Origin of the sequence: Streptomyces sp. NPDC002838 (genome assembly GCF_040295365.1) — a bacterium.
In the GTDB taxonomy this organism is placed as follows: Bacteria; Actinomycetota; Actinomycetes; order Streptomycetales; family Streptomycetaceae; genus Streptomyces.
The window spans coordinates 125,886-152,535 of the sequence record NZ_JBEOVF010000024.1; the positions used below are offsets into that span (position 1 = coordinate 125,886).

16 protein-coding genes and 7 pseudogenes are annotated in these 26,650 nt (G+C 70.7%); 14 read left to right on the forward strand and 9 right to left on the reverse strand.

What is annotated here, in order from left to right; genetic code table 11:
* Positions 1–11: 11 nt before the first annotated feature.
* From ABT063_RS28330 to ABT063_RS28340, 3 genes are all read left to right on the forward strand, one after another.
* Positions 12–977, forward strand: coding sequence for an SDR family NAD(P)-dependent oxidoreductase (locus ABT063_RS28330; protein ID WP_351062006.1), 966 nt, complete (start codon positions 12–14; stop codon positions 975–977).
* A gap of 101 nt (positions 978–1,078) precedes the next feature.
* Complete coding sequence (locus tag ABT063_RS28335) at positions 1,079–1,801, forward strand: YceI family protein (RefSeq protein ID WP_351062008.1); 723 nt, start codon at positions 1,079–1,081, stop codon at positions 1,799–1,801.
* A gap of 54 nt (positions 1,802–1,855) precedes the next feature.
* Positions 1,856–2,809 carry a nuclear transport factor 2 family protein gene (locus ABT063_RS28340; protein WP_351062010.1) on the forward strand — a complete coding sequence of 318 codons (954 nt, stop codon included), beginning with the start codon at positions 1,856–1,858 and terminating at the stop codon, positions 2,807–2,809.
* Between the two features lie 355 nt (positions 2,810–3,164).
* Here the strand turns inward: ABT063_RS28340 and ABT063_RS28345 are convergent, their stop codons facing one another.
* Positions 3,165–3,560: a guanyl-specific ribonuclease gene (locus ABT063_RS28345; protein ID WP_095748804.1), complete on the reverse strand. Its 396-nt coding sequence runs from the start codon at positions 3,558–3,560 to the stop codon at positions 3,165–3,167.
* A gap of 161 nt (positions 3,561–3,721) precedes the next feature.
* Entirely contained in the window at positions 3,722–3,922 is a 201-nt protein-coding gene (locus ABT063_RS28350; RefSeq protein WP_351062012.1) for a hypothetical protein, read from the reverse strand.
* A 171-nt stretch (positions 3,923–4,093) separates the two neighbouring features.
* Between ABT063_RS28350 and ABT063_RS28355 the strand changes: the two genes are divergently transcribed.
* The 3 genes from ABT063_RS28355 (at position 4,094) to ABT063_RS28365 (ending at position 7,584) form a co-directional block, all read left to right on the forward strand.
* Positions 4,094–5,380, forward strand: coding sequence for a sensor histidine kinase (locus ABT063_RS28355; RefSeq protein WP_351062014.1), 1,287 nt, complete (start codon positions 4,094–4,096; stop codon positions 5,378–5,380).
* 142 nt (positions 5,381–5,522) lie between these two features.
* Complete coding sequence (locus ABT063_RS28360; RefSeq protein WP_351062015.1) at positions 5,523–6,203, forward strand: response regulator transcription factor; 681 nt, start codon at positions 5,523–5,525, stop codon at positions 6,201–6,203.
* 196 nt (positions 6,204–6,399) lie between these two features.
* The gene (locus ABT063_RS28365) at positions 6,400–7,584 is read left to right on the forward strand and encodes a cytochrome P450 family protein (protein ID WP_351062017.1); all 1,185 of its coding nucleotides are present in this window, start codon (positions 6,400–6,402) and stop codon (positions 7,582–7,584) included.
* Positions 7,585–7,708: 124 nt separating this feature from the next.
* On the opposite strand, the gene ABT063_RS28370 is transcribed toward ABT063_RS28365, so the two are convergent.
* Positions 7,709–8,731 (reverse strand): Gfo/Idh/MocA family protein, encoded by a 1,023-nt coding sequence (locus ABT063_RS28370; protein ID WP_351062019.1) that lies wholly within the window; start codon positions 8,729–8,731, stop codon positions 7,709–7,711.
* A 129-nt stretch (positions 8,732–8,860) separates the two neighbouring features.
* Here ABT063_RS28370 and ABT063_RS28375 point away from each other — a divergent pair, with 129 nt between their 5' ends.
* The 6 genes and pseudogenes from ABT063_RS28375 (at position 8,861) to ABT063_RS28400 (ending at position 18,579) form a co-directional block, all read left to right on the forward strand.
* A complete protein-coding gene (locus ABT063_RS28375) occupies positions 8,861–9,598 on the forward strand; it encodes a GntR family transcriptional regulator (RefSeq protein ID WP_351062041.1) in 738 nt (245 codons plus the stop codon).
* A gap of 217 nt (positions 9,599–9,815) precedes the next feature.
* A complete protein-coding gene (locus tag ABT063_RS28380) occupies positions 9,816–10,964 on the forward strand; it encodes an ROK family glucokinase (RefSeq protein WP_351062021.1) in 1,149 nt (382 codons plus the stop codon).
* Entirely contained in the window at positions 10,961–11,536 is a 576-nt protein-coding gene (locus tag ABT063_RS28385; protein ID WP_351062023.1) for a sugar kinase, read from the forward strand. The genes ABT063_RS28380 and ABT063_RS28385 overlap by 4 nt, the downstream gene beginning before the upstream one ends.
* A 98-nt stretch (positions 11,537–11,634) precedes the next feature.
* Positions 11,635–14,517 carry an SCO1167/SCO6262 family helicase gene (locus ABT063_RS28390; protein ID WP_351062025.1) on the forward strand — a complete coding sequence of 961 codons (2,883 nt, stop codon included), beginning with the start codon at positions 11,635–11,637 and terminating at the stop codon, positions 14,515–14,517.
* 1,370 nt (positions 14,518–15,887) lie between these two features.
* Positions 15,888–17,207, forward strand: a pseudogene (locus ABT063_RS28395) (SWIM zinc finger family protein); the annotation flags it as partial.
* A 916-nt stretch (positions 17,208–18,123) separates the two neighbouring features.
* Positions 18,124–18,579, forward strand: a complete 456-nt coding sequence (locus ABT063_RS28400; protein WP_351062027.1) for a GNAT family N-acetyltransferase — start codon at positions 18,124–18,126, stop codon at positions 18,577–18,579.
* A gap of 389 nt (positions 18,580–18,968) precedes the next feature.
* Here ABT063_RS28400 and ABT063_RS52310 read toward each other — a convergent pair.
* From ABT063_RS52310 to ABT063_RS28410, 4 pseudogenes are all read right to left on the reverse strand, one after another.
* Positions 18,969–19,079, reverse strand: a pseudogene (locus ABT063_RS52310) (IS5/IS1182 family transposase); the annotation flags it as partial.
* 192 nt (positions 19,080–19,271) lie between these two features.
* Positions 19,272–20,869, reverse strand: a pseudogene (locus tag ABT063_RS28405) (ISL3 family transposase).
* Between the two features lie 139 nt (positions 20,870–21,008).
* Positions 21,009–21,137 (reverse strand): annotated as a pseudogene (locus ABT063_RS52315) (pyridine nucleotide-disulfide oxidoreductase); the annotation flags it as partial.
* A gap of 404 nt (positions 21,138–21,541) precedes the next feature.
* Positions 21,542–22,201, reverse strand: a pseudogene (locus ABT063_RS28410) (HNH endonuclease family protein).
* Between the two features lie 571 nt (positions 22,202–22,772).
* On the opposite strand from ABT063_RS28410, the pseudogene ABT063_RS28415 reads away from it, so the two are divergent.
* A pseudogene (locus ABT063_RS28415) lies at positions 22,773–23,228 on the forward strand (maleylpyruvate isomerase N-terminal domain-containing protein); the annotation flags it as partial.
* Here the strand turns inward: ABT063_RS28415 and ABT063_RS28420 are convergent.
* Together ABT063_RS28420 and ABT063_RS28425 are read right to left on the reverse strand one after the other, a co-directional pair.
* Positions 23,226–24,315, reverse strand: a pseudogene (locus tag ABT063_RS28420) (IS630 family transposase); the annotation flags it as partial. The pseudogenes ABT063_RS28415 and ABT063_RS28420 sit on opposite strands and share 3 nt — an antisense overlap.
* A gap of 489 nt (positions 24,316–24,804) precedes the next feature.
* Positions 24,805–25,779, reverse strand: a complete 975-nt coding sequence (locus ABT063_RS28425; protein ID WP_502990901.1) for an RHS repeat-associated core domain-containing protein — start codon at positions 25,777–25,779, stop codon at positions 24,805–24,807.
* 149 nt (positions 25,780–25,928) lie between these two features.
* Here ABT063_RS28425 and ABT063_RS28430 point away from each other — a divergent pair.
* Positions 25,929–26,650, forward strand: a 722-nt coding sequence (locus tag ABT063_RS28430) for an IS5 family transposase (RefSeq protein WP_351062031.1), incomplete at its 3' end; no start/stop codon positions are given.

The following is a 26,650-nucleotide window of genomic DNA, read 5'->3' on the forward strand; positions in this document are numbered from 1 at the left end:
GTACTGCGAACATGGCCACGAGGACGCGCCTCACCACGTCGTTCACCGCCCGGTCCACGGCCGCCGAGGTCATCGCGGACGTCGATCTCACGGGCCGCCGCGCGGTCGTCACGGGCGCCGCGTCCGGCATCGGTGTGGAGACCGCCCGTGCGCTGGCCGGGGCCGGCGCGGAGGTCACCCTGGCCGTGCGCAACATCGACGCCGGTCGCCGCACCGCCGAGGACATCCGGGCCATCACGGGCAACGAGGGCGTGCGGGTCGCCGCGCTGGACCTGTCCGATCCGGCGTCCGTCCGCGACTTCACGGCCGCATGGCAGGGTCCGCTGCACATCCTCGTCAACAACGCCGGGATCATGGCGAGCCCCGAGACCCGGACGTCCCGGGGCTGGGAGCTGCAGTTCGCCACCAACCACCTCGGGCACTTCGCCCTCGCCACCGGGCTGCACGGCGCCCTCGCGGCAGCCGGCGGCGCCCGCGTGGTGTCGGTGAGCTCCAGCGGGCACCTGTTCTCGCCGGTCGTCTTCGACGACCTTCACTTCACCGAGCGGCCCTACGACCCGTGGCTGGCGTACGGGCAGTCCAAGACGGCCAACGTGCTGTTCGCGGTCGAGGCCGCCCGGCGCTGGTCCGACGACGGCATCACGGCCAACGCGCTGATGCCCGGCGGGATCCAGACCAACCTCGGGCGCTACATGGGCGAGGCGGAGATGGCGCTGTTCATGACCCACCTCCAGGCCCTCATCGGCGAAGGAACGCCCCTGCCCGAGATGTCCTTCAAGACGGTGGAACAGGGCGCCGCGACCTCGGTGCTGCTGGCCTCGTCACCCGTGCTCGACGGCGTCAGCGGCCGCTACTTCGAGGACTGCGACGAGGCTCCCCTGCACCAGCCGGGGACCAACACCGGGGTCGCGCCGCACGCCCTGGACCCGGAAGCGGCCGAGCGGCTCTGGAAGGTCTCCGAGCAGCTTCTCGCCTGACTGGTTCCGCCCGAAGGGCACACCGCACCCCGGTTCCGGGGTGACGTATCAGCAAATACTTGAAACTTCAGTTGAAATGCTCAAACACATTGGGAGAGGCCATGGCAGGCAGCATCCGCAGGCACTGGAAGCGCTGGCTCATCGCCGGTGTGGCCACCGCCGCCGTACTGGGCACGGCAGGCCCGTACGTCTACATCAACTACATCCAGGACGAGCCACCGGCCGCTCTCTCGCTCGACAGCCCTCCGGGATCGTCGGACGCGTCCGGCGGCTCCTCCGGTTCCGGTGAGCAGGCGGGGGAGGGCGTCGACGGGGCGTGGCGCGTGGGCAGCGGCTCGCAGGCCGGTTACCGCGTCGACGAGGTCCTCTTCGGCCAGAACGTCACGGCCGTGGGCCGCACCGAGCAGGTCACCGGAGAGCTGGAGATCGAGGGCAACCGGGCCGTCAGCGGAACCTTCACCGTCGACCTGGCCTCGGTGAAGAGCGACTCCGACCAGCGTGACGGCCAGTTCCGCGGCCGGGTCATGAACACCGACGAGTACCCGGAGGCCACGTTCGAGCTGACCGAGCCCGTCGACTTCGGCTCGGTGCCGGAGGTGGGCCGGCAGGTCAGCGCGGAGGCCACGGGCGAGCTGACCGTCCACGGCGAGACCAACTCCGTCTCCTTCGAGCTCGACGCACAGCGCACCGCCGACGGCTTCCGCGCGAACGGCTCCATCCCGGTCACCTTCGCCGACTACGGCATCGACGCACCGAACTTCGGCGGGATCGCGGTGGAGGACGAGGGAACCATCGAGTTCCTCCTCGCCTTCAGCCGCGCCTGATCCACCGAGTACGTCCACCCTCCTCTTCAATCCACAGCACTGGAGAACACCGTCATGCTCAGCACCACTCCGATCGCCCGGAAGACCGTCGCCGCTGTGCTGGCCACGGCGAGCGTCGCGGCCGTGGCCGGCTTCGCCCCCGCCGCCACCGCCTCCGCGCCGTCCCACGGCGGCCTGACCGCCGTCGACGTCCGGCACACGAGCCCCGCCATCCAGGAGCGCAACAAGCGCGTCGCCGTCCACGTCCTCACCCAGCTCTTCGAGGAGGGCAACCTCAAGGTCGCGGACCAGTACATCCGCAGCGACTACATCCAGCACAACGCGGCGGCCCCGGACGGCCGGGAGGCCATCAAGAACTTCATCCGCGACTGGCACGCCCGCTACCCGGACCACAAGTACAACGTCCAGCGTGTCCTTGCCCAGGGCGACCTGGTCCTGGTGCACTCCAACCCGGTCTACGAGCCCGGCACCCGCGGCGTGGCCCTGGTCGACATCTTCCGCTTCGACAAGAGGGGCATGATCGCCGAGCACTGGGACACGGGCCAGGACGTGCCGGAAACCAGCGTCAACGGCAACGACATGTTCGGCACGGTCAGCAACCCGCGCACCAACCAGCCCAGCGGCCCCCGCTGGAAGACCCCCTTCAGCGAGAAGATCGCCACCCGCTACTTCGACACACTCCTCGTCGACAAGAACCCCGACGCGGTCAAGTACCTCGCGCCCGAGTACTACCAGCACAACCCCACCATCCCCAACGGCTCGGCCGGCCTGCGCGAGCAGTTCACCAACTTCTTCCGGCAGTTCCCGAACCTGATCGTGGAGCGCAAGCGTGTCATCGCCGAGAAGGACTACGTCGCCATCCACGCCCACTACCGCCTCAACCCCGAGGACAGGGGCCAGTCCGTCGTGGACATCTTCCGCGTCAACAAGCAGGGGAAGATCATCGAGCACTGGGACGTCATGCAGGACGTGCCGGCCGAGTCCGCCAACGACAACACCATGTTCTGACCCGTCCCCGATCTCGGAGCTTCCCCCGTGGCCTGTTGCCGCTCGGCAACGGGCCACCGTCCGGGGTGACCTGAGGTGTAACCACCGGGATTGCGGCGGCGGTTGAACATGTCTCGCCCCGCGGCCGATGCGTGGGGGGTCCGCGGGGCGAGGGTCATGGCAGGAGACGGGTCGCGCAAGTGCTGAGCGCTTCGTCCCCTTGCGCAAGGGAAGCCGGGTTCCTGGGCGACCGCGAGATCCGTGCGAAGGCCGCCCTGTCGAGGCCGGCGTTCGCGCCGCTCGCCGCCGCGGGGAGCTGGAGGCCCGGTTGAACGCGGAGTGGACCTCCAACCGGTCGGGCAGTGCGCTCAGAACCTCAGCAGTCGTAGTCGATGAGGTCGAACGACGCGTAGTGGTCCGCGGTGTAGTAGTCCTCCTGGTATTCCTCACCGGTGACGATGCGGCGGGCACCGCGCGTGGAGGAGCCGGGGGTCTTGACCGTGTACTCGTGGTAGTAGCCCGAGGATTGGCTGGGCAGGATGCCTTCCCGGTTCTGGAAGACGGTGCCGTCCTGCGGGTAGGGGAAGGGTCCGCCCGACGCGATCAGGTCGAGGGTGTCGTACGCCTGGGAGGGCAGGTCGCTGTGACAGATGCTGCCGACCGCCGTGACGGAGGTGTCCGCGGCGTTGGCGGTGACGGTGCCGCCCACAAGGAGGGCGGACAGGACGGCGGCCGCGGCGCCGATGCGAGTGATTCGTGGGGGGAATCTCATGACGCCATGATGACGCGCGTAGATAGTGGCATGTCAATGTCAAGTCCGGATAGTTTCCCGTCAAGTCCGAGGAGTTTTCGGGAAGTTAACCTTGGGCTCGGTATCCCCACGACGGGCGGGCGCGGCCGGAGGCCCGGTCGAACTCAGCCGGACTTCTGAACTCAGCCGGACTGTTGGCTCTCGGCCACGGCGAACAGCGCGATCGCCAGCACGATCAGGGTGACGCTGGCGTAGATCTCGTAGCCGTCGAGGAAGCCGATCCGCTGGACGAGGCCGATGTGCCAGTCGGTGAACTCGTGGATCAGGCCCATCGCGCCCTGCACCAGGGCGAGGAAGCCGAGGAGCTCCAGAAACTGCTTCATGGGAAACACCCTCGCCCCGCGGACCCCCCGCAGACATCGGCCGCGGGGCGAGGCACGTCCGACGGAAGTCCTTGATCCCTCCCGGCCGGCAGCGCCGAAAGTCTGCGGCTGTGCGACTTTGGTCGGTGATGTCGCCCGCATGGAGGTGCCGCGGGCCGACACTGCGTAGATTTGTCGACCGTGAGTGGAGACAAGCCGGCGCAGGTTCCGCCGACGTTCGCGGGGCCCCGGTGGCTGTTTCCGTCCGCCGTGCTCCACGAGCTCGACCCCGACGCCGGGCGGCCCGGACGGCGGCCCCGGCGCACCGCGCGCGACTGGATCGTCGACTTCTCCTGTTTCCTGCTGGCCGTTCTCGTCGGCCTGGTCGGCGCGGACGCCGTGACCGACAACCCGCACGTGCCGCACGCCCTCGCCGTCGTGGACCAGTGGCTCGGTGCGCTCGCCTGTGCAGCGGTGTGGCTGCGCCGCCGCTGGCCGGTCGGGCTGGCCGTGGCGACGATCCCCGTCGGGATGATCTCGGACACCGCGGGCGGCGCGTGCGTGATCGCCCTGTTCACGCTGGCCGTGCACCGCCCCTTCCGATACGTGGCCTGGGTGGGCGGCATCAACATGGCGACGGTCCCGGTCTACTTCTGGATGCGCCCCGACCCCGACCTGCCGTACGCCGCCTCGGTCATCTTGTTCGTGCCGCTGATCGCGGCGCTGGTCGGATGGGGCATGTTCGTACGGTCCAAGCGGCAGCTCGTGCTGAGTCTGCGCGACCGGACCCGGCGCGCCGAGACGGAGGCGCGGCTGCGCGCGGAGCAGGCGCAGCGGCTCGCCCGCGAGGCCATCGCCCGTGAGATGCACGACGTGCTCGCGCACCGGCTGACCCTGCTGAGCGTGCACGCGGGCGCCCTGGAGTTCCGGCCGGACGCGCCCCGTGAGGAGGTCGCCCGGGCGGCCGGCGTCATCCGGGAGAGCGCGCACGAGGCCCTGCAGGACCTGCGGGAGATCATCGGCGTCCTGCGCGCGGCCGAGCCCGAAGACGCGGGCCGCCCTCAGCCGACGCTCGCCGCGCTGGACGGGCTGGCCGCCGAGTCCCGCGCGGCCGGCATGAAGGTCACCCTGGACAGCCGCGTCACCGACCCCGCCGCCGTCCCCGCCTCGGTCGGCCGCACCGCCTACCGCATCGCCCAGGAAGGCCTCACCAACGCCCGCAAGCACGCCCCCGGCGCGGAGGTCACGGTGTCCGTCACCGGCGCCCCGGGCGAGGGCCTGACCGTGTCCGTGCGCAACCCTCCGCCCGACGGCGAGGTGCCCCACGTCCCCGGCTCCGGGCAGGGCCTGATCGGACTGGCCGAACGGGCCACGCTGGCCGGGGGCCGACTGGAGCACGGGCCGGACCAGGACGGCGGGTTCCGGGTACGGGCCTGGCTGCCCTGGGGGACGCCTGCAGACCGAACCCGTGCCGACTGAACTCGCGCCGACTGCCGTCGGCATCAGCCGGCCCTCGGCGTCATCCACTGCCCCGCGAGCAACTGCCCCGACACCGTCCGCCACTCCGTGACCAGCCGCGGTCCGCCAACTCGGGCCGCACTACCGTGATTACGTAGGGCCCATGACCGCGATCAGAGTGCTCCTCGTCGACGACGACCCGCTGGTTCGGGCCGGCCTGGCCCTGATGCTGGGCGGCGCCGACGACATCCGGATCGTCGGCGAGGCCGGCGACGGCGACCAGGTCGAGGCGCTCGTCGACCGCACCCGCCCCGACGTCGTCCTGATGGACATCCGGATGCCGTCGGTGGACGGCCTGACCGCCACCGAGCGGCTGCGCGGCCGGGCCGATGCGCCACAGGTCGTGGTGCTGACCACCTTCCACGCGGACGAACAGGTGCTGCGCGCCCTGCGCGCGGGCGCCGCCGGATTCGTCCTGAAGGACACCCCGCCCGCCGAAATCCTCGACGCGGTGCGCCGGGTCGCGGCCGGTGACCCCGTCCTGTCGCCCGCGGTCACGCGCCAGTTGATGGAACACGCGGCCGGCACCGCCGCCGACACGCGCCGCACGCGCGCGCGTGCCCGCATCGCCACGCTCAACGACCGCGAACGCGAGGTCGCCGTCGCGGTCGGCCGGGGCCCGTCCAACGCCGAGATCGCCGCCACCCTGTTCATGAGCGTGGCCACGGTCAAGACCCACGTCTCCCGCATCCTGGCCAAGCTCGACCTCAACAACCGGGTGCAGATCGCCCTGTTGGTGTACGACGCGGGACTTCTGGAGGAAGCGGAGGAGGACGGGCGCTAGGTGTGTTGTCCGGACAGGCTGGTGACGCGGCCGCTGGGGTCTGTCCGGCGGATCATGCCGCAGACGCGGGGCTCACCTGCCCTGATCAGTCGCCGTTGCCTTCCTGCGACCTGATCCGCCGGACAGGCCCTGGGCGGGCACTGATCGGCGCTCCCAGCCGTTGTCGGTGCGAAGGGGCCGGGCGAGGGGGAATGGCATGGCAGAGGTGATCGATCTCGAGGAGTTCGGCGACGCGTTCCGCACGGACCCGCATCCCGTGTACGCGAAGCTGCGCGCCCTCGGCCCGGTGCACCGCGTGCGGCCGCCCGGCTCCGACGACGGCTACTGGACCTGGCTCGTCGTCGGGTACGCGGAGGCGCGTGCGGCGCTCGCCGATCCCCGGCTGTCCAAGGACGGCAGCAGGATCGGAGTGACGTTCCTCGACGAGGAGCTGATCGGCCGCTATCTGCTGCTCACCGACCCGCCCGAGCACACCCGTCTGCGCGGGCTCGTCTCCCGCGCCTTCACCATGCGCAGGGTGGAGGCGCTGCGACCGAGGATCCAGGAGATCACCGACGACCTGCTCGACGCGATGCTGCCGCTCGGCCGCGCCGACCTGGTCGAGTCGTTCGCCTACCAGCTGCCGATCACCGTGATCTGTGAGCTGCTCGGCGTACCGGAGATGGACCGCACGGAGTTCCGGAAGCTGTCGACGGAAGTGGTCGCACCCACCAGCTCCCAGAGCAATTACGACGCCGTCGTGCGGCTCGCCGAATACCTCACCGAGCTGATCGAGGACAAGCGGTGCGCCGGACCGAGCGACGACCTGCTCGGCGACCTGGTCCGCACGACCGCCGAGGACGGCGACCGGCTCTCCGCGCGGGAACTGCGCGGCATGGCCTTCGTCCTGCTGATCGCCGGTCACGAGACGACCGTCAACCTCATCACCAACGGCGTCCACACCCTGCTCACCCACCCCGACCAACTCGCCGCCCTGCGCGCGGACATGGCCCTCGTCGACGGCGCGGTGGAGGAGATGCTGCGCTACGAGGGCCCGGTGGAGAACGCGACCTTCCGGTACGCCGCCGAGCCCCTGGAGATCGCCGGCACCCCCGTCGAGAAGGGTGACCCGGTGATGATCGGCCTCACCGCGGCCGACCGCGACGCGGCCCGCTATCCCGCCCCGGACCGCTTCGACATCCGCCGCGACACCCGCGGCCACGTCGCCTTCGGCCACGGCATCCACTACTGCCTCGGCGCCCCGCTGGCCCGCCTCGAAGCACGCACCGCGATCCGCTCCCTGCTGGAGCGCGCCCCCGCCCTCACCCTCGACGGCCCACCCGGCGACTGGCTCCCGGGCATGCTGATACGGGGGCTGCGGAGCTTGCCGGTGCGCTGGTAGGCCGGCGGTGGGTTTTCGGCGTCCACCTCTCGGCCGACCGAGGCGGTGCGAAGTGGGCACCTTTTGCCCCACCGAGTCGGGTGGTGGGTGCGCATGGGGCGGGGGTCCAGGGGGCGGAGCCCCTTCACAGGGCGGCAGCGCCGCTGCCACCGGGAATCTCCGCGAGGTGCACTGGTCTTCGCTCGCGCCGCGACACCTCACAGGCCTCGGCGATCCGCAGCGCCTGCAGCGCCTCCCGCCCGTCGCACGGGTTGGCCCGCTCACCCCGCACGACCTCCACAAAGGCGGCCAGCTCAGTCTCGTAGGCAGGCCCGAACCGCTCCAGGAAGCCCGTCCACGGCTTGTCCGCCGCCGGCGGCCCCGTCGGCTCGGTGGACGCGATCGGCGTACGGTCGTCCAGGCCGACGACGATCTGGTCCAGCTCCCCGGCCAGCTCCATACGGACGTCGTAGCCCGCCCCGTTCAGCCGCGTCGCCGTGACCGTGGCGAGCGTGCCGTCGTCGAGGGTGAGCAGCGCCGCGCCCGTGTCGACGTCGCCCGCCTCGCGGAACGTCGCCGGCCCGGCGTCGGACCCGGCCGCGTACACGTCGACGATCTCGTGCCCGGTCACCCAGCGCAGGATGTCGAAGTCGTGGATCAGGGTGTCCCGGTACAGGCCCCCGGACAGCGCCAGGCGGGCGGCCGACGGCGGAGCCTGGTCCGAGGTCAGCGCCCGCACGGTGTGCAGCCGCCCGAGCCGCCCCGACCGCACCGCCTCGCGCGCGCCCGTGTAGCCCGCGTCGAAGCGGCGCTGGAACCCCATTTGCAGGACGGTGCCGGCCGCGTCGACCTCGGCGAGCGCGTGCAGCGTGCCCGGCAGGTCGAGGGCGATCGGCTTCTCGCAGAACACCGGAAGCCCCGAGCGTGCTGCCCGACCGATCAGTTCGGCGTGCGCCGACGTCGCCGTCGTGATCACCACGGCGTCGACGCCCCACGTGTAGATCTCGTCCACCCCCGGCGCCGCCGTCTCCCCCAGCCGGTGTGCGAGTTCCTGGGCCCGCGCGGGGTCCGCGTCCGTGAGGATCAGGGAGCCGACCTCACGGTGCCGACTGAGGGTGTTCGCATGGATGGTGCCGATGCGGCCCGTACCGATGACTCCGATGCGCATGGGACCAAACTGCGGCCGGACCAGGCACGCTGTCAATGTATATGTCCGGACAACCGAACTACACAACTTCCCGTCAACCCGTCACGGAGCTACGCTCAGCCCGTGCCGAAACCAGAAGTGGACCCGACCGTGACGCTCGAGCTCAGTGTGGACCGGGGTAGCCCGGTGCCGTTGTACTTCCAGCTGTCCCAGCAGCTCGAAGCGGCGATCGAGCACGGCGCGCTCACCCCCGGCAGCCTGCTGGGCAACGAGATCGAACTCGCCGCCCGGCTCGGCCTGTCCCGGCCCACCGTCCGCCAGGCCATCCAGTCGCTCGTCGACAAGGGCCTGCTCGTGCGCCGCCGCGGCGTCGGCACGCAGGTCGTGCACAGCCAGGTCAAGCGCCCGCTGGAACTCAGCAGCCTCTACGACGACCTGGAGGCGGCCGGCCAGCGCCCCGCCACCAAGGTCCTCGTCAACACGCTCGTCCCGGCGCCCGCCGAGATCGCGGCCGCGCTCGGCGTCTCCGAGGACAGCGACGTACACCGCGTGGAGCGGCTGCGTCTCGCCCACGGCGAGCCGATGGCGTACCTGTGCAACTATCTGCCGCCCGGACTGCTCGACCTGGACACCGAGCAGCTGGAGTCCACCGGCCTGTACCGCATGATGCGCGCCGCGGGGATCACGCTGCACAGCGCCCGCCAGTCCATCGGCGCCCGTGCGGCCACCGCCGTAGAGGCCGAGCGGCTCGCCGAGGAGGAGGGTGCCCCGCTGCTCACCATGCAGCGCACGACCTTCGACGACACCGGCCGCGCGGTCGAGTACGGCACCCATACCTACCGCCCGTCCCGCTACTCCTTCGAGTTCCAGCTGCTCGTACGGCCTTGAGGCCTTCTGTGGCGAGGTCGCATTCATCCCATTGTCAGGACATTGCGACCCACCCGCGCCGCAGTGGACCCAAGGGGCGCGGGGCTGTATCGATGGGCGGCTCCGCCGCGTGGGCGCGACCAGCCCCAAACACACGCGCATCCGGCAAATTGCAGTAACCGCCTCTTTGCTCCCCTGTTCGGCACCCAGCGTGAGCGTGAGGCAGAATCGGGCCTTGATGAGCACCTACGGCAACTTCAGCGCCCCCATCGGCTCCCGCCGCGCGCCAGCGCTCCGCACGGTGGGCACAAGGGAGCGCCGCTCGCATCTGACCGCACCCCGCGTGCCGACGGTCGGCATCGACATCGGCGGCACGAAGGTGATGGCGGGCGTCGTCGACGCCGACGGCAACATCCTGGAGAAGCTCCGTACGGAGACCCCGGACAAGTCCAAGAGCCCCAAGGTCGTCGAGGACACCATCGTCGAACTGGTCCTGGACCTGTCCGACCGGCACGACGTGCACGCCGTCGGCATCGGCGCGGCCGGCTGGGTCGACGCCGACCGCAACCGCGTGCTGTTCGCGCCCCACCTGTCCTGGCGCAACGAGCCCCTCCGGGACCGCATCTCCGGGCGGCTCGCCGTCCCCGTCCTGGTCGACAACGACGCCAACTCCGCCGCCTGGGCCGAGTGGCGCTTCGGCGCCGGACGCGGCGAGGACCACCTCGTCATGATCACGCTGGGCACCGGCATCGGCGGCGCGATCCTGGAGGACGGCCAGGTCAAGCGCGGCAAGTACGGCGTAGCGGGCGAGTTCGGCCACATGCAGGTCGTCCCCGGCGGCCACCGCTGCCCGTGCGGCAACCGCGGCTGCTGGGAGCAGTACAGCTCGGGCAACGCACTGGTCCGGGAGGCGCGCGAGCTCGCCGCGGCCGACTCCCCGGTGGCCTACGGAATCATCGAGCACGTCAAGGGCAACATCGGCGACATCACCGGCCCGATGATCACCGAGCTGGCCCGCGAGGGCGACGCGATGTGCATCGAGCTGCTCCAGGACATCGGCCAGTGGCTCGGCGTCGGCATCGCCAACCTGGCCGCCGCCCTCGACCCCTCCTGCTTCGTGATCGGCGGCGGCGTCTCGGCCGCCGACGACCTGCTCATCGGCCCCGCGCGGGACGCCTTCCGGCGCAACCTGACCGGCCGCGGTTACCGCCCCGAGGCCCGTATCGCCCGCGCCCAGCTCGGCCCCGAGGCCGGCATGGTCGGTGCCGCGGACCTCGCCCGTCTCGTCGCCCGCCGCTTCCGCCGCGCCAACCGACGCCGGGTGGAGCGCTACGAGCGCTATGCGCGGTATGCGGAGGCCCGTCGCACGACTCAGGACTCCGCATGACGGCCTCGTTGCCGGGCGAGGTCGCGCTCCCGGACGAGCCGCCACCCGAGGACCGGCGTCACATGATCCGCCGCAGGGCGCTCACCCTGCTCATCATCGTGCTGCTCATCGGCGTGCCGGCCGGCTACCTGGTGATCTCCGCCAACCAGAGCCGCGACAGCGGCAAGGACAAGCAGAAGAAGTACTCGGCGACCGGCCTGACCGCCGCCTGGCCGTCCAAGGTCCAGCGCCGCCTCTACCAGGTGCCGGTCCCGCACCCGGCCGACCAGGTCGCGTACTACGAGACCAACAACTGGAAGACCAGCCGCCTGTACGTCCAGTTCCGGACGACCGACGCCGGCCTTGACGCCTTCCTCACGGGCGTGGGCGTCAACCGCGACGACCTCGAGCAGGGCGACCTCACGATCGGAGCCCGCGACCGGAGCGTCACCGGCTGGAAGTTCACCGGCCCCGGCCCGTGGGCGGGCCTGGCCCACAGGCAGAAGAACCCGGCCCCCACCCAGGACATCGTCGTGAACCTGGCCGACCCGGCCAACCCCATGGTGTACGTCGTCTCGCGCACGGTTCCCTAGACGCCGGGCCCCAGCCGGTCGCCGGGGCCGATTGTCAGACCCCGCCCGTAGAGTCGAAGACGACTGACACGACACACGGGCGGGAGGTGACAGGACGTATGAGCGACAGGACCGCGGTGGCCGAGCGGGAGGGCGAGACCGGACGAGCGCCCGCCACCGGGGAAGCGGTGCCCACCGGGGGAGCGGCGGAGTCCGTCCCCGTCCGACTCGCGGCCGTGTTCGTGCCCGGGCCCGTCCCGCGCGAGGGGCGGATGGCCTTCTGGGACCCGGAAGGCGGACCGCTGCCCGCCGCTCCCACCGAGCTCACTGTCGTACGACACCATGGTGCCGGAGTACGCCGCAGGACCACCCCCGCACTGTCGCTCCCCGTGGACCAGGCCCTGCCGCTGCTCGTCCGCGCCCGGCGCGACCCGGCCGCCCACCCGGCCACCGCCTGCTGGGGAGCGGCCGCGCTGCACGCCCTGCGGCTCACCGCCCGCGGCCGGCTGCTGCCGGGTCTGACGGCCACCGGTCACGACGCCTGGCGGGCCGGGCCCCTGGACCCGGACGACATCGCCCACCTGCGCGCGGTCGCGGCCGCCCTGCCGTACGAGGGACACGCGGTCCCGCTGCCCGGCCCGGGCCCGCTCCGACTGCCCGAACCGGAAGCGCTGATGCGCTCCTTCCTGGACGCGGTCGCGGACACCCTGCCCCGCACCCCGGCCGCTCCGTACGCCTCCGGCAAGCCCTTCGCCGCGCGTGAGCCCCAGCGGCTGCCCGCCGCACACGACTGGGCCGCGGAGGTCGCCGCCGGCATGGACGCGGGCGTGCGGATCTCGCTCCGCCTGGACCTGGCGGCGCACGACCTCTTCGACGCCGACGGTGAAGACGGCGTGCACCGCGCGGGCGCGGCCGTCGTCCAGGTGCACAGCCTCGCCGACCCCACCCTCGTGGCCGACGCGGCGGCCCTGTGGGCGGGTGACGCGGACGCGGCGTTCGGTCCCCGCGCGCGTGTGGACGCGGCCCTCGCCGTGCGCCGTGCGGCCCGCGTCTGGCCGCCCCTCGACCGGCTCTCCGAGCAGGACGTGCCCGACGTACTGGCCCTGTCCGACGAGGAGTTGGGCGACCTGCTCGGCGTCGCGGCGACGCGGCTCGCCGCTGCCGGAGTCGCCGTGCACTGGCCCCGTGACCTGGCACAGGACCTGACCGCGGCCGCGGTGGTCCGGCCCGCACCGGGCTCGGCGACCGACGGCACGGGTTTCTTCGAGAGCGAGGAACTGCTCCAGTTCCGCTGGCAGCTGGCGCTCGGCGGCGATCCGCTCAGCGAGGCCGAGATGGACGCGCTCGCCGAGGCCCACCGCCCGGTCGTGCGCCTGCGGGACCAGTGGGTGCTGGTCGACCCGGCCCTCGTCCGCAAGGCCCGCAAGCGCGAACTGGGCCTGCTCGACCCGGTCGACGCGCTGTCCGTCGCTCTCACCGGCAGCGCGGAGGTCGACGGCGAGACGGTCGAGGCGGTCCCCGTCGGCGCCCTGGCCACCTTGCGCGACCGTCTGACGGCCGGAGTGCGGCCCGCCGAGCCACCAGCCGGCCTGCGCGCCACCCTGCGTGACTACCAACTCCGGGGCCTGGCCTGGCTGGACCTCATGACCACCCTCGGTCTCGGCGGCTGCCTGGCCGACGACATGGGGCTCGGCAAGACGATCACCGTCATCGCGCTGCACCTGCGCCGGGCTCGCAGCGAGCCGACCCTCGTCGTCTGCCCGGCCTCCCTGCTCGGCAACTGGCAGCGCGAGATCACCCGGTTCGCGCCCGGCGTCTGCGTCCGCCGCTTCCACGGCCCGGACCGCACACTGGACGACCTCGACGGCGGCTTCGTCCTCACGACGTACGGCACCATGCGGTCGGCGGCGCCCACGCTCGCCCAGCAGCCGTGGGGCATGGTCGTCGCCGACGAGGCACAGCACGTCAAGAACCCGTACTCGGCGACGGCGAAGGCCCTGCGCACCATCCCGTCCCCCGCGCGCGTGGCCCTCACCGGCACACCGGTCGAGAACAACCTCTCCGAACTCTGGGCGCTCCTCGACTGGACGACACCCGGACTCCTGGGCCCCCTGAAGTCCTTCCGCGCCCGCCACGCGCGCGCGGTGGAGAACGGCGAGGACGAGGAGGCGGTGACCCGGCTCGCCCGCCTGGTCCGCCCCTTCCTCCTGCGCCGCAAGAAGTCCGATCCCGGCATCGTCCCCGAACTGCCGCCCAAGACCGAGACGGACCACCCGGTCCCGCTCACCCGCGAACAGGCCGCGCTCTACGAGGCGGTGGTGCGCGAGTCGATGCTGACGATCGAGACGGCGGAGGGCATGGCCCGCAGGGGCTTGGTGCTGAAGCTGCTGGGCGCGCTGAAGCAGATCTGCGACCACCCCGCGCTGTACCTGAAGGAGGACGTCCCGCCGACGGCCGGCGACCGACTCGCCGCCCGCTCCGGCAAACTGGCCCTGCTCGACGAACTGTTGGACACCCTGCTGGCCGAGGACGGCTCGGCACTCGTCTTCACGCAGTACGTGGGGATGGCCCGCCTGATCACCTCCCACCTGGCCGCCCGCGCGGTCCCGGTGGACCTCCTGCACGGCGGTACGCCGGTGCCGGAGCGTGAACGCATGGTGGACCGCTTCCAGAGCGGAGCCACACCGGTCCTCGTCCTGTCGCTGAAGGCGGCCGGCACGGGCCTGAACCTCACCCGCGCGGGCCACGTCGTCCACTTCGACCGCTGGTGGAACCCGGCCGTCGAGGAACAGGCCACCGACCGCGCCTACCGCATCGGCCAGACCCAGCCGGTCCAGGTCCACCGCCTGATCACCGAGGGCACGGTCGAGGACCGCATCGCCGAGATGCTGGAGTCCAAGCGGGCCCTCGCCGACGCGATCCTCGGCTCCGGCGAGTCGGCCCTCACAGAACTGACGGACCGCGAACTCGCCGACCTGGTCTCCCTCCGGAGGACATCGTGACCCCCCGCCCCGCCGACGAGGCCCGCCGGGCGCTGCGGGAGGCGCGAGAGCGCGGAGGCCGGGGGCCGGGGGCGCCCGACGCCCCTGGCACGGACCGGGCAGTACCCCAGGAGCCCACGGGACACGAGGCACGACCGGCCGACGTGGCACGCGCGGCACTGCGGGAGGCGCGGGAGCGTGGAAGGGGGACGGACGCGGGCATCGACGACGGCACGGGGCCTGACACGGACGCCGGCGAGGTTGTTGGGGAGCGCCCGGCTCATGGCGTTGGGTGGGGCGAGGCGGGTCGTCCGGGTGTTGGGTCGGGTGAGGCGGGTCCTCCCGGCGGCGAGCCGGACGGGTCGGGTGAGGTGGGTCGTCCCGGCGGCGGGCCGGACGGGTTGGATGAGGTGGGTCGTCCCGGCGGCGGATCGCCGGGCTTCGGTGAGGCGGGTTGTTCTGACGTCAGGTCGGGCCGGTCGCGCGAGGCGGGCCATTCCGACGTCGAGCCGGGCGGTTCGGGCGACGCGGGTCCGGACGCGTCGGCGGCCGCCTCCGGCGGCGTACGGGAGGTATCGGCCGACACGCCCAGGGACAACGCAGGCCAAGTGGGCCAGGCAGCGGGCTCTGGTGCGACGGCACGGGGCGGCGAAGCCGACCGGCGGGGCGGGCGGCCCGCGGATGTCGCGCGCGAAGCGCTGCGCGCCGCTCGCGGCGAAGGCCACCGGGATCGGGCGGACGCCGAGGGAGAGGAAGCAGAGCGCCCGCGTCGGCCGCGCCGCCAAGCTCGGCCCCTTTCCGGGGACAGCGGCCGTGCGCGAGGCCACGCCGCCGACGCCAGGGCGCGTGACGTACGGCAGTTCCTCGCCGACGCCTTCCGTATGCCTGTCGTGGCGGGTTTGCCGGGGGAGGGGTGGGCCGGGTCAGAGATCGATCCTGCTGTGGAGTACCCGGCAGGGGGCGGGGACGGCAACGACGGTCCGGACGGCCCGAGTTCGGCTGACGTCCCGCCTTCAATCGGCGGTGCCTTCCGTATGCCTGTCGTGGCGGGTTTGCCGGGGGAGGGGTGGGCCGGGTCAGAGATCGATCCTGCCGGGGAGCACCCGGCACAGGGCCGGAACGACAACGACGGTCCGGGCACGCCGACTTCGACTGACGACATTCCCGCATCCGGCGAAGCCGCGGCAGACAGCCCACCCGACACCGAGCCGACCGCCACGGCGGGGCCGGCATCGGCTCGATCGGCCCACCAGGGCACGACTCAGTCCACACCGGCCCGGCCGGGCCGGGGCGATGCGGCGGAGCCGGAGCCCGTCTCCGCCCGGACGCGCCAACCCGGCCCGGCGAGTCCCACCCCGGCCCAGCCCCACCACTCGCCCCCGCACTCGCCACCTCCTCCCACCGGCACCCCCACCCCCGGCCCACCCGCAACCCCCCGCGTCCCCCACTCCATGGCAGCCCCCGGCCGGGACAGCGAGCTGCGCCGCACGTTCCCCGCCTTCCCTCCCCGGACGGGAGCCGCGGGGTTCGCGGCGACATGGTGGGGGAACGCGTGGGTGGCGGCGTTGGAGGAGGGCGCGTTGGACGCCAAGCGGCTGGCGCGCGGGCGGAGTTACGCCGAGCAGGGGAACGTGGACGCCATCACGGTGACGCCGGGACTCGTCCTCGCCTACGTCCAGGGGAGCCGCCCCAGGCCCTACCGCGTGCAGGTCCGGCTGCGCACACTCGACGACGCCGACTGGGCGCGGTTCCTGGACAGCGCCGCCGATCGTCCCGGGCACATCGCCGCGCTCCTCGACAAGGAGATGCCCCACTCCCTCGCCGAGTGCGGAGTCCGTCTGCTCCCCGGCCCCGGCGAGCTAGAACCGCACTGCAGCTGCCCCGACCGCGGCCACCCCTGCAAGCACGCCGCCGCCCTCTGCTACCAGACCGCACGCCTGCTCGACGCCGACCCCTTCGTCCTGCTCCTGCTGCGCGGCCGCGGCGAACGCGACCTGCTCGACGCCCTGTCCCGCCTGAGTGCCACCCGCGCGGCCCGCGCCGCCCAGGAAAAGGGGCCGACGCAGTTGCCCGGCGTCCGGGCCACAGACGCCCTCGCAACCCGCCAACTCCCGCCCCTCCCGGCACCCCTGCCCATGCCCCCGCACCCCGAGCAGCCCCCGGTGTACCCGGCGGCCCCGGGCGGCCCGGACCCCTTCGCGCTGGACCAGCTGGCGACCGACGCGGCCGCCCGCGCCCACGCCCTGCTCGGCACCGGCCGCGACCCGGTCGGCGAGCTGACCCTGTGGCAGGACGCGGTGCGGCTCGCAGCGGCCCGACCCGGTTCCGGACTAACTGCGGGCAGCCGCGCCCTCTACTCCTCCCTCGCCTCCGCCGCCGGCCGCACCCCGGCCGAGCTGGCGCGCGCGGTCGCCGCCTGGCGCCAGGGCGGTCCGGAGGGCCTCGCCGTCCTCGAAGAGCCCTGGGACCCGCCGGCCGGCCGCTTCGACCGCGCCCGCCCCCTCCTCCTCGCCGCCGACCTGCCCGCCTTCCGCCCCTGGCGCAACCGCCTCACCCACCCGCAGGGCCACGTCCAGCTCCGCCTGGGCCGCGACGGCCTGTGGTACGCCTACGAGTCCGAGCCGGGCCACGACGACTGGTGGCCCCGCGGCACCCCCGACCTGGACCCGGTCGGCGCCCTGACCGGCCTCGGCACCCCGGACGACCTGTGATCCCCGACCGCGCCGATTTCCGCCCCGCATCTCCACTCCGGATCTCCGCCCCGCAACTCCACCTCAGATCTCCGGCCCTGATGCCCGCCCCGAGTGAAGGCGGTGTGAGAGTTTCCCGCTGATGTGCGGGAGCCAGGTGTGAGGACTGGGGGCCCAGAGGTGGCAAGGTAAGAAACGGCGGTTAGCGTGGAGCGGTGAGTGAGACGAAGACCCCTGCCCTCCAGTACCGCTTCGACGGCCCGGAAGACGCCCCGGTCCTCATCCTCGGCCCCTCGCTCGGTACCACGTGGCACAGGTTGTAGGGGCCGTCCAGGGGCGTCTATGCCAGTCCACTGCGGGCATGAAATTGCAGGTCGGAGCCTCTTGGTTCGAGAGCGTCTGCCCAGTTGGTGATGGCTGTGTGATACGCGGGTGATATGGCGAGGCCCCACCGAGGTCCGTCCTGGCGGGGTCTCTGCCCGGATCCGTGAGACGTCGAAGCCGCACCGGAGCGCTCCGGTGCGGCTTCGACGTGAGGTCGAACGCGCTGGCGCGCACGATGCGGTCGGTGCCTCGAAGGAGTCCGTGTGCCTGATTTGCGATCGCACCCGCTCATCCGTCAGTACCGGGGTGCCTTTCCCTCCCAGCGCGACCGGGTCGCGTGAGTGCGGGAGCGGTTACGGCCGGATCGACTGGCTGGCCACCGGCAGCTGAACTGGCCATCCCGGCCTGTGGTCGGGCCACGGCTGCATCACTGTCGCGGGTGACGTCCATGCGGGCGCCGATCCGTAGTCCCGTAACTACTACGAACGCCGCATCGGGAACCCGCGCGAGACAGTCACATGCGTCTCGATCGCTATTGCCCGAGAGGTCGGCCACTTGGTCAGGCTCACACGGCCATGATGCCCACTAGAGGCGCAGTCGTAGGCTATGAAGCATGAAGATCAGGGTCCGTGACGCTCATCCAGCCGACGTCGAATGGATGAGCAACAACACCGAGGGCTGGACGGTCACCGTCGAGAAGCAGGAGGGGGCCGCCTCCCTGGCGGAGGCGCTGCACGCCCTGATCGCAGAGGATCCCGACCAAGGCGTGCGTATGGGATGGCTTCACTCCAGTCTGCAGCGCGCGGCAGGCGGCGAGCCCGGCTACGTCAGGCTTTATGAGCTCCACGTTTCTCCCGAGCATCGTCAAACGGGAGTGGCACGAGCCTTGGTGGATGAGTTGTTCGCTCGGGTGCCCGATCAAGAGATCATCTTGTCTGCGTGGGACCGGGACCTGTACGGAGTGTGGCTTAAGCTCGGATTTACTTACGTCCCTGAACCCGACGAAATGTCAGGGAATTGCAGTTACCCCGGTGACATGGTGCGCCCACCGGTAGAAGCTTCGTCCTGAAGGATCAGGCATCGTCCGTCGGCATAGTCGTCCAGGACCGCTTCCTCAGGAGTCGGCCGTGTCCGCCATGAGCAACAGTGGCAGCCCTCAGTCTCCGACAGCCGGAAGCGATCAAGCCCGCGACAGGCGCCGCTTCCCCGTTTACCCAAGGGTGCGTCGCACCTGGACGGCAGTGGAGCGCCGATGGCGGCCGGAAAGAGGACGCTCACTCCTCTAAGGTGACGCCCTACCGACACGCACTTGACGAGCGATTGACATGCGCCTGACGGGATAGCTACCCATTGGCGGACGGTGATTGTCCGATTATTTTCGTCCCGCCCTCGAGAGGTCGATCATGGTCACAGGCCGGCCGTACCGGCGCGGAAGTCGAGGGGTACTGAGACCGTGTCCTACATGGTCAGTCTGAGGAGCCGTTTGTAGCAGCAGAGGGCGGCGGCCAGTCCGAGAAAGGCCAGGTAGTTGCGGGGATGGCGCGGGACTCTCGACTCCGGCGATGAGCGCGTTCAACCCAGCCTGGATGAGCCGGTCCGACCCGACGTGCCTACCGAATGCCCTCTCGCGCGCGATGTGGCTGAGCTGCTTGAGAGCGTCGTCGCGGGTCATCACAGTCTTCTCGATCGGCCATCTGGGAGAAGGAGACTCGCACATTTCCAGACGGTGCTGCCATCGAGTTCCTCCTGCGTGTTCGGTGATCAGGACATGAGAACCCGTTTCCGCAGAAGGGCGAAGCCCGCGCGACCGAACATCTGGCGCTTGAGCATTTTGATCCTGTTGACGTGTCCTTCGACGACGCCTGAGTTCCAGGGCAGGGTCAGGCCGGCGATGACGGCGTCCCGGTCGCGTTCGAGTCCTGTGGCGAGGGTGTGGAGGCTGGGGAGGTCGTCCTGTCGGACGGCGTCGAGCCAGTCCGGCAGCTGTTCGCCTTGGCGCCCGGTCAGCATGGTCGCGAACGACCGGACGTGGCGGGTGAGGGCGCCGATCTCGGGGCAGTTGGCTGAGATGTTCTTGAGCTGGAGTTGCTCGGGTTCGGTGAGGGTCTCGGGGCGGCGGAGGATCCATCCGGCGACTGAGCGGGGTGAGGGGGGCCGGGCCGCCACCGGACGGGGCGATGTCCGTTTGAGGTGCAGGTAGGCCCGGACGCGTCCGTAGCTTCCCTGGTAGCCAAGGGGGACGATCTCCTCCCATAGCTTCCAAGCGTTGGTGCAGCCCTCACTCCAGCGGTCATCGAGGTAGGGCTTGTACTCGTCCAGGACCGAGGACCGGTTCTGCCACTGACCGGTGAAGAGGTCTTCCGGCCGTGCGGCGTCGGCAAAACGCTGGACGGTGCGGTAGGTCATGCCGAGCTGGCGTTGGATCGAGCGCCGGCTGTGCCCGGCCTCGATCAGGGCATGGATCGTGGCGTGCCGGGCTCTGGTGCGATCCGCGTAGCGGCTGCTGGTCGCCCACGGCGAGGTCGCGGGCTCGGCTGCCGGAGCCGGTTCCGTGTCGGGCTGCGGGGCAGTGGGAACGAGTACCTGCAGGCAGCGGCGGTGCTGGGAGACGCTTCGCTCTGCGGCCTCGCTGAGGTTGTGCCACAGGTGCCATCGGTCGGCGACCTGGACTGCCTGGGGTGCGCCGACGGTGGCACCCTCGGCGAAGAAGGGCGCCCGGTCCCGGCAGATCACCTCGATCCCTGGCCGCTTCGCGAGCCAGGCTGCGAGGCTGGTCGATTCCCGGTCGGGCAGCAGGTCGACCGGTTGGCGAGTCTCGACGTCCACCAGGACGGTCCCGTAGTGCCGTCCTTTGCGAGTCGCGTACTCGTCGACACCGACCACCCGCGGGGCGGGCGACTCCGGTTCCGGCAGTGCGTCGACCAGGCGCAGGACCGTACTCCGGCTGACGTCGACTCCGACCGCCCTGGCCATGCGGGCACCGGCCCGGCCGGCCAAGGCCAGACCGATGTCGGACAGCGTCGAGCGAAGCCGCTCCGTCCGCTGGCCGTGGCGACGTGTCAGCCCCGGTATCTGCTCGACGAACGTCCGCCGACCACAGGAGGCATTCGGGCAGGTGAACCGCCGCACTCTCAACCGGAGAACCACACTCCTGCCACCGCTCGGCACGTCCGTAGGAAACCGCAGTAGGACCCATGAACGTGGTCCGACCATGTCCCGCACAACGGACACGACGCGCCTACCGCCGAGCCCTGGACGTCAACGCGCACTATCGCGATGTTCACCGCTATCGACAGCACCACCACGTCCGCCACCGACGGGAACAGCAGATCCTTCAACCGAATTGCAAGGTCATCCACGGCTCCGAACTGTCAGCCCACGCACGCGGACCGAGAATTCTTTTCGGGCGACTTCGCCAACACCTGTCACCGCCCCCACCGTTACTCACTGTGGCCAGATCACAGAACCTGAGCCAGAACCCGATCTCGTGCACAGAGCCACAGCGCGGGTGCCGTGGGTGGCGATGTGGCCGCGTCCTTCGCGCAGGCCCAGCGGGGCAAGGTGGGACAGGGCAGGGCGGAAGCCGGTTGACCAGATCACCGCATCCACGGCGGCTGTGGTGCCGTCACCGCGCGCCACTTTCTGGCCACTCCTGCACTCAGCAGGCCGGTGCACCGACACCCATCTCCGGGCGGTGGGTCACCGAATAGCGCACCCCCGGAATACTGCCTCTTGGCTATGCAAGCGTCATGACGGGCGCTTGGGGAGCGGCGCTCGACCTCCCCAGGCATTGCGCCGCTCCCGACCAGCCCACGTCAGCTACCCGCGAACTTCCGTCCTACGCTCAATCAGCCGGCGGGCACGCCACTGCGCCACCGCTGTGGTCAGGTGTTCCTGAAGATGCGCCGGCATCGGCTCCTTCGAAGGCCATGCCGCACACGGGCCACTGCCCCCTGTCTGGTGTCACCGCACCAGCGACCGGCGCCGACCAGCGGCTCCGCCGCCCGGAAACGGCCGGTTGAGCAGGTCGGTTACGCGACCGGCTCGTACGTCACGGTCTGGTCCGGACAGCCGGCCGCCACGTCGCGCAGGGCTGCCGCCTCGGCTTCATCGGTCGTAAGGCTCCAGCGGAGCTTCGTTGCGACCCACTCGGCGGCGTACCGGCAGTGCACGTCGCCGGCAGGCGGCAGCCACTGGGCAGGATCCTGGTCTGCCTTGGACCGATTCGAGCGGGCGGTGACCGCGACCAGGCTGACGGCCGCGCCCTGGTCGTTGGCGTACGCCTCGCGGCGCTGCGCCGTCCACGCCGACGCACCGCTGTCCCAGCTCTCGGCCAGGGGCACCATGTGGTCGATGTCCAGACCGGAGGCTGACGTCACCCACACCTGGTCGTAGTACGACCACCAGCTCCCACCCGTCAGACGGCAGTTGGGGCCGACAGTTGGAGGTTAAACGGCCTCGGAGATCAGGACTTCCGCGCGCGTGTTACAGCCGTCGGACGGGTTGGCGCCGGCGTTCCAGTGGCGGAAGGCGTCCCGGTCGTAGCCGTCCCGGGACTCCGTCCCAAGAGGCAGGCCAGCGACGGCTTCGCTCAGGGGAAGCGTCTCGGCCGCGTAGGCGGGCGCTGGGACGGTGAGGGGCAGGACAATGAGGGAGGCGGCGGCCAAGCCGCGCAGCACCGTTTTGAGCATGAGCTGTTGATAGTGACCCGCGACGGGGCGCGATCACCAGTTTGCCTGTTCGAGCCGCCCGTTGCGAACGGATCGTCGTTGCGGAGGACCGGTGTCCGAGGTGACAATGCGTGGAGGTGCCGGGTGGTCATCCCGGCGAAGTGTTGGAGGCGCTGCTTGTGAACACCGCATCGCGGTGCGCCTCGCCATGCGCGCCAGACGCTGACCACTTCGCTTCGGACTGGCCACGGGCTTCCTCGTGGATTCGGCCGGCCTGCCCTCCACGCTGCTGACGGTTGGCGGTGTGTATCTGCTCGCCACGCTGTGCCCGGTGATCTTTCCGGCCTGGAGGCAGATGGACAGTACCGGCTCTCCCCATGACAGGGCGGAGGGCTCGCTGCTGCGGGGCTCGGGATCGAAGCGGGTGTAGAGGCGCGGGCCGCTTGTGCCTGGGCTGTCTTCCGCCTGCGGACCACCGCTCGGGGCTGCCCGGGCGCCGCAACGATTAACAACACGGGACGGGCGGCATCGTGATCACGATGCCGCCCGTCCCGTTGGGCCCCCCGTCACCGCGGACGACCTCGACCTTGCCGTGCAACTCGCCGTGGCAGTCCTTCGCGAGGCGCCCCCAGTCGCGTGGGAAGGCAAGGCCGGTTCGCTGGAACGGGACTGCTGGGAAACCGTTGAGCACCTCAGCGACGACCTCTTCGCCTACGCTGCGCAACTGGGCCCCAAAACACCGCCCTTGGATGGCGAGGTTCCCTTCGTATGGGAGAGCCGACGTCCCGGCGGCCCAGCGAACGCCATTCACGCGAACCGCAAGGCGGGGCCCGTCGGCCTGCTGCAGGTCCTGGAAGCGAGCGGCGCGCTGCTGGTCGCCATGGTGCGCACGACGCCTCCGCAGACCCGCGCTCATCACGTCTTCGGCGTCTCGGACCCCGAGGGCTTTGCCGCGATGGGGATCGTGGAGACCCTGGTGCACACGCACGACCTGGCACAAGGGCTCGGTCTCGCATGGAGCCCGCCTGCCGATCTGTGCTCTCGGGTAGCGGATGCCTTTCTCGCTTCGGATGCGGGCACGTTCCTTGCGTTCGGCGGCCAGGACGTCGCGGTGACGGGCGTTGGCGTTGCGCCAGCGCAGGTAGGCGTGCAGGGCCCGGGTCTGCACGGTGTGGTTGGGGTGGTGGGAGTGGGCGATGGTGAACTGCCTCAGCGGTCCGAAGTGCGCCTCGATGGGGTTCGCCCACGAGGCGTAGGTCGGGGTGAAGCACAACTCGACCTTGTTCTTCCTCGCCCAGCGCCGGATGTCGGCGCCCTTGTGGGCGGACAGGTTGTCCATGATCACGTAGATCGGTGCGCCGTCGGAGTGCGGCGCGGATCGACTTCAGCGCGGCCAACGTGTTTCCGGTGCCCTTCTTGCGGCGGTTGACGCCCCACAGGCGGTCGTCGCCGACCGAGTAGCAGCCGTGGAAATACCGGACTCCGTGGGTGCGGTGGTAGGCGGCCGGCACCCGGTCGGGGTGCTTGCGTTCGGCCCAGCCCGAGCCTGCGGTGGGCCGGATTCCGAGCGGTCCGAACTCGTCGAAGGCGAACACCCGGTCCGGGAAGCGGTCAAGGACCTCCTCGATCCGGTCCAGCTTCGCCTCGCGGTCAGGGTCGGGGGATTCCTTCCATGTCTTGGTGAGCTGGAAGGTGACACCGCGGCGGGCGAGCAGGCCGCGTAACGCCTCGCGGCCGATACGGATCGCCCGGCCGTGGACTTTCCGCAGGTAGGCGACGAGTTTGCGCAGCGACCAGCGGGTGAAAGGCTGGCCGAGCTTGGTGGGGCGGGTGGTGGCCGTCTGGGCGACGAAATCCTCGTCTTCACGACTGAGCAGGCGGGGACGGCCTCCCGCCCACCGAGGGTCCAGGCAGGCCAGGCCGATCTCATTGAACCGGTGGATCACATCGCGCACGGTGTCCTCGTCGGCCTGCACCAGCTGGGCGATCACCGGCACCCGGTTCCCGCCGGCCGAGGCCAACAACATCATCGCGCGCCGGTAGCGCACCGAGTTGGTGCTGCCCCGGCGCACGATCTGCTGCAGCCGCTGCCCTTCCTGGTCAGTCAGTCTGCGCACACGGACAGGCTCGGCCACCGCGCCTCCAGCGGTTGGATCGGACGTCACCGCACATCCAACCGCCACCCCGGCGAACCTATGCGGTCAGAGCACTAGCCGCCCGTTCCCACCACGTTGGTCCGCTTTGGGCATGCCCAGGGTGTTGTTGATCTAACGATTTCCGCCGTCAGCGCCTCCACCACAAGCTGGGCACTGACAATACCGACGTCCAACCAAAACGAGCGGTCACCGGGGCTGCCTATTTTTGGCATTTCTGACGAACAAGTAGACGGCCCCGAATATGCATAGCGTCATAACGAGAACGACCCAGCCGCCGGAATTTCCTGTCACGATGAGGAATACTGACAGAACTACTCCAGCTGCCGCGAAAAGGGCGGAAAATAGCATCCACCTCTTCACTGCTGCGCGCTGTTCCAGCGACCATCCAACCTTTGGCATTTACGATCCCCTTCTTCCTCGGCCCTGCGGCGGGGCGCTGGCACGCCCCGCCGCAGGATCCCGATCTCTCTAGCCTCCGCTAACAGCGTTGGAGGCAATCTGTCCGGCACTCCATGAAATCGCGTAGCATCCAGCGGTGGCTCCCAACGAGCCTCCCACCGTCGCTGGGGCTGACGCAGCGACTGCCGTTCCGCACGCAGCCCCAGCAAGTCCACCCACTACTACTCCAGCAACGTCGCCCCACAGCGCTCGAGTATCTCCTTGTACCAGGTGAGCGATACCTGTAATGCCATCTCCGACCAGACCCAGAGCGTCTATGAGTCCGAGTCCGGACGGATCGATATTGTTGATGGGATCGCCGCCCGCATAAAGGTACGGGTTCTTCCCCTGGCCGGAGGGGTCGGGCTGGGTGAAGCGGCCGAGGGTGGGGTCGTAGTAACGGTGCCCCATCTTGTACAGGCCCGACGGGTCCAGATAGGCGCCGGTGTAGCGGTGCGGCTGGGGGACGGCCTCGGTGGTGGTGCCGCGCGGCAGGCCGGTGGGGCCGTAGGCGTAGGTGTGGGTGCGCTTGCCCGCGTCGTCGCCAGGCCGAGGACGTTGCCGGTGGCGTCGGTGAGGTAGTAGTAGGACTTCCCCCCAGTCGTCATGGAGTTCAACGTGCCCGCCGGTTCGCGGATGAATCCGGTGTCGACGCCGTCGGTCGTCGTGGACGCCAGGCCGAGCGCGGTGTGGTGGAACCACGTCGAACCCAGCTTTGTGCGCTCGGAGTTGTCCGTGCCCGCGTGGACCAGGTCGTAGCGCTTGCCGCCGGTGGTGATCCCGGAGAGCTGGCTGTAGTCCGTCCACGTCTCGTTGGTTCGGGCGGTGGCGCTCGCGCCGGCGGTTTCGTTGCCGAGCTTGTCGTAGGACCAGCCGGTAGTGGTGCCGTTCTTGCCGGTCACTTCGCTCGCGTCGTTGTAGGTGTAGGTGGTGCCGCCAGGGCAGGCGTTCTTGGTGCCGTCCTGGGAGGTGAGGTTGCCGGCCTTGTCCCAGCAGTACAGCCACGACGCCTTCCGCGCGCCCGCGGAGTCGGCTTCCAGGGCGTAGAAGCCGTATCTCAACCGATCTTGGAACGTGTGGATCGAACGGAGTTCCTGGTCGGGTGATCTTCCAGGGGTACGCGCATGAAGGCAGGGCCTCCTGGTAGCTCGGGGGTGCGATCCCATTCCGAGCGGTTCCCGGAGGCCCTGTTGTCGTTGTTGTACGCGCCCGAGCCCGCCCGCTTCAACTCGTCCGCTGTGTCGTGCGATTGTCTCGCGCACGTGTACGGCAACGCGGCCGATCATCCCGATCGGGTGCGCCGGTATCCGTCGGACATGACGGACGCGGAGTGGGCGGAGGTCCGGCCGTTGCTGCCGGTGCCGGCCTGGCTCCAGGGCAGAGGCGGGCAGCCCGAGGGCTATTGCCACCGCCAGCTGCTGGACGCGATCCGCTATCTGGTCGCGGGCGGGATCTCCTGGCGGGCGATGCCCGCGGACTTCCCCGCCTGGGGCCGGGTTTACGCCTTCTTCCGCCGCCGGCGCGAGCACGGGCTGATCGCCGAGTTCCACGACCGGCTGCGCGGACGGGTGCGTGAGCGCGAGGGCCGTGAGGCCGAGCCCACGGCGGGGATCATCGACGCGCAGTCGGTGCGGGCCGCCGCGACGGTGCCGGCCTCCTCACGCGGCTACGACGGCGGGAAGAAGGTGCCCGGGCGCAAGCGGCACATCGTGACCGACTGCCTCGGCCTGCTCCTGGTCGTCTGCGTCACCGCCGCGAACATCGGCGACCGGGACGCCGCAACGGGCCTGCTGAGGCGGCTGCGCCGCCTGCACCGTGACATCACCCTGGTCTGGGCCGACGGCGGCTACACCGGGGGCCTCGTCGGCTGGTGCCG

Coding starts and splice junctions, on each gene's coding strand:
- ABT063_RS28370 (WP_351062019.1), bottom strand. CDS start 8,731: ATGCGCATCGGAGTCATCGGTACGGGCCGCATCGGCACCATCCATGCG.
- ABT063_RS28360 (WP_351062015.1), top strand. CDS start 5,523: ATGACCGCGATCAGAGTGCTCCTCGTCGACGACGACCCGCTGGTTCGG.
- ABT063_RS28335 (WP_351062008.1), top strand. CDS start 1,079: ATGGCAGGCAGCATCCGCAGGCACTGGAAGCGCTGGCTCATCGCCGGT.
- ABT063_RS28365 (WP_351062017.1), top strand. CDS start 6,400: ATGGCAGAGGTGATCGATCTCGAGGAGTTCGGCGACGCGTTCCGCACG.
- ABT063_RS28380 (WP_351062021.1), top strand. CDS start 9,816: ATGAGCACCTACGGCAACTTCAGCGCCCCCATCGGCTCCCGCCGCGCG.
- ABT063_RS28400 (WP_351062027.1), top strand. CDS start 18,124: ATGAAGATCAGGGTCCGTGACGCTCATCCAGCCGACGTCGAATGGATG.
- ABT063_RS28340 (WP_351062010.1), top strand. CDS start 1,856: ATGCTCAGCACCACTCCGATCGCCCGGAAGACCGTCGCCGCTGTGCTG.
- ABT063_RS28385 (WP_351062023.1), top strand. CDS start 10,961: ATGACGGCCTCGTTGCCGGGCGAGGTCGCGCTCCCGGACGAGCCGCCA.
- ABT063_RS28390 (WP_351062025.1), top strand. CDS start 11,635: ATGAGCGACAGGACCGCGGTGGCCGAGCGGGAGGGCGAGACCGGACGA.
- ABT063_RS28330 (WP_351062006.1), top strand. CDS start 12: ATGGCCACGAGGACGCGCCTCACCACGTCGTTCACCGCCCGGTCCACG.
- ABT063_RS28350 (WP_351062012.1), bottom strand. CDS start 3,922: ATGAAGCAGTTTCTGGAGCTCCTCGGCTTCCTCGCCCTGGTGCAGGGC.
- ABT063_RS28345 (WP_095748804.1), bottom strand. CDS start 3,560: ATGAGATTCCCCCCACGAATCACTCGCATCGGCGCCGCGGCCGCCGTC.